We start from the raw sequence: 2,564 nt of genomic DNA on the forward strand, positions 1-2,564 counted from the left end.
GGTCAGGCTCCAGGCGGGGGCCACAGACCTGCAGGAAACGCTTGAGCGCGTGGAACACGGGCTTGGGCTCGCCATTCAGGCGCAGCAGGCCGTAGTGCTGGTCGCGCTCGGACGCGCGCGAGTCGAGGTCGGACAGGGTGAACAGAAAGACCTTGTCGTAGTCGAGCGCGGCCATCAGGGCCAGGCGCTTGAGGGTGAAGTCGGCCTGGCCGTCTTCGCCGACGATGGGCTGCTCCTCGACCGGGCCCTTGTAGCTGGACCAACCCCATTCGGTCGCCCAGATCTGCTTGACGCCCGCCGAGCGCAGCCACTGGTGAGCCGGCACCACGCGCTTGACGAAGTCGCGGGCGTCGGCGTCCGAGCCCTCGGCCTTCGTGGTGTACGGGTGGTACGCCACGGTCACGTCGAGGTTGAAGGCGCCCAGGCGGCCGAGCTTTTCGATCATCAGGCCGCTGCCGTCGCCCATCTCGCTGAAATAGGCCATGCCGGCCATGGCGATGGGCTTGCCTGGCACCGTGGCGCGCAAACCTTGCACCGACGCCAGCAGCATGCGGCCATAGCCTTCGGGGTCGGGCTTGGGCGCCCAGAAGCCCAGGATGTTGGGCTCGTTCCAGACCTGCCAGACGTTGACCTGCGGGTAGCGCTTGGCCACCTGCATCAGGCGCTGTGCGTACAGGCGCGGATCGCGCGGTGGGAACTTGTCGAAGTAGCGCTCGTACTGGTTGCCCGTTTCGACCGACGAGGCAAAACGCGGCGTGCCCACCATGTAGACGATGCTCTTGAGTCCGCTGCCCTCGACCAGCTTCATCATGCTGTCGATGGGGGCGAGGTCGAACTGGCCCTCTTTGGGCTCGAGCAGCATCCAGTGCAGGCCCAGGCGCACCCAGTTCAGGCCCAGCTCCTTCATGCGCTGCACCTGGCGCGCCGCCACCTCGGGCGGGAACCACTGCAGCTGGGCGTTCAAGCCCAGGAAGTCTTGCCAGACCACGGTGCGCGCCGGCTTGAGCACCTGCTCGGGCAGCTTCTGCCAGGGCCAGGCGGCCCAGCCTGCGGCCGAGGCGGTCAGGGTCGCCAGGGCGCCACCGGCCTGCAACAAGGCGCGGCGATCCAGCGCTGCGCCGCCGTCGCTCACGCCTGCCCCCTGTTGGCCACGGGCAGGCCAGCACGGGCCCGCGCCTTGCCTCGCCGCTGAACGACCTGCTGGAAGTGCCCGGCAAAGGCGTGACCGGTGCGGTCCCACTGACGGGCCTCTGCGACGCGGCCAGCGGCCTTCGTCCAGTCGATCAGCTTGCTGGGGTCGACCAGCAGGCCATGCAGGGCCTGGGCGAGCTGGCCGACCTGGCCTTGCTTGTAGGCCAGGCCATTGCCGTGCGAGATCTCTTCGGCAAAGGAGCGGGCGTCGGAGGTGATGACCGCGCGTCCGCAGCCAATGGCCCAGGCCAGCGCACCGCTGGTGCCACGCATCTGCCCGAGCAGCGACAGCTTGCGCGACTCGCGGTAGGGCAACACCACCAGGTGGTGACGCTGAATGAGCGCAGGGATGTCGGGCTCCTCGACGTCGAGCTCCCAGTCCACATGGCCGGTGATGCCGCGGTCGGCCACGCGCTGGCGCAACTCGTCGAGGTAGCTGCGACCGCCGCCGAAGGTCATCTCGGGCGCCGTGCCCCCGGCGATCGTCAGGCGGATGCGGCCGGCATGTTCCGGGTGCTGCTTGACCACCTGGCCCACCGCGTCGACCAAGTCTTCGATGCCCTTGCCGCTGTAGATGTAGCCGAAGTAGAGCACGCGCAGCACGGTGTCGTCGGGCAGCGGCGCCACAGGCAGGCTGAGCACGCCGTGGGGGATGACGCTGACGCGCTCGGGCACCAGGCGCATGCGCTTGCTGAGGGCCTGCGCGCCGGTGCGGGTGAGCGTGACCAGGCCATCGAGGCGCTTGGCCAGCCGGCGCTCGCACACCAGCGTGTGTGGGTCGACCAGCACGGCGGTGAGCTTGCTGAACCAGCTGGGCAGCACGCGCGAGCTGTCGAGCGCACGCCACCAGCGGGCCACCGGCCGCCACACCAGACGCTCCGGGTCATGCGCAGTGGCCGACAGGGCCGGCCTCTCGCGCAACTCGGACAAGGCCGCCAGCACGAAGAACTCGCCATGGCGCCCACCACCCAGCTCGGCGTGAACGACGTCCACGCGCGACCAGTCGCGCTCGGACACCCAGCGGCGCGCTGCCTGCAAGGACTCGATGGGCCGCTGACCCTGCAAGGGCGTCAGCACCTCGATGCCGGCGCCATTGGCCGCGCGGCGCCAGTTCGCGGCGTAATCGGCGATGCCCGTGCGCTCAGGCGGCAAGGGCGACAAAAGGACGACTCGGATGCCACGCATGGTCAACGCTGCCAGAAGCGCATCACCGAGGCCGGGACCTCGTACTGACGGCGGTTGAGGATGACGCCGTCGACACGGCGGAAGGCGGTGCGCAGCATGCCCAGGGCGTTCTCCACCACGGGCACGACGCTGGTGCGGGCCTCGACGACCAGCACGATGAGGTCGGCGTGGCGCAGGCGAACGAAGGC

The 2,564-nt window shown here is 69.5% G+C and carries 3 protein-coding genes; all 3 read right to left on the reverse strand.

Going from position 1 to position 2,564, the window contains the following annotated elements; all coding sequences use genetic code 11:
- A partial coding sequence (locus B2W70_RS15915) for a beta-galactosidase (protein WP_286747144.1) occupies nt 1–1,132 on the reverse strand: 1,132 nt, incomplete at its 3' end.
- Nucleotides 1,129–2,376: a glycosyltransferase gene (locus tag B2W70_RS15920; protein ID WP_286747146.1), complete on the reverse strand. Its 1,248-nt coding sequence runs from the start codon at nt 2,374–2,376 to the stop codon at nt 1,129–1,131. The genes B2W70_RS15920 and B2W70_RS15915, both read right to left, overlap by 4 nt.
- A 2-nt stretch (nt 2,377–2,378) precedes the next feature.
- Nucleotides 2,379–2,564: hypothetical protein (locus tag B2W70_RS15925; protein WP_286747149.1), on the reverse strand; the 186-nt coding region annotated here is incomplete at its 5' end.

The sequence above is a fragment of the Aquabacterium sp. UBA2148 genome, from assembly GCF_002328915.1.
GTDB lineage: Bacteria > Pseudomonadota > Gammaproteobacteria > Burkholderiales > Burkholderiaceae_C > Aquabacterium > Aquabacterium parvum.

Coding starts and splice junctions, on each gene's coding strand:
- B2W70_RS15920 (WP_286747146.1), bottom strand. CDS start 2,376: ATGCGTGGCATCCGAGTCGTCCTTTTGTCGCCCTTGCCGCCTGAGCGC.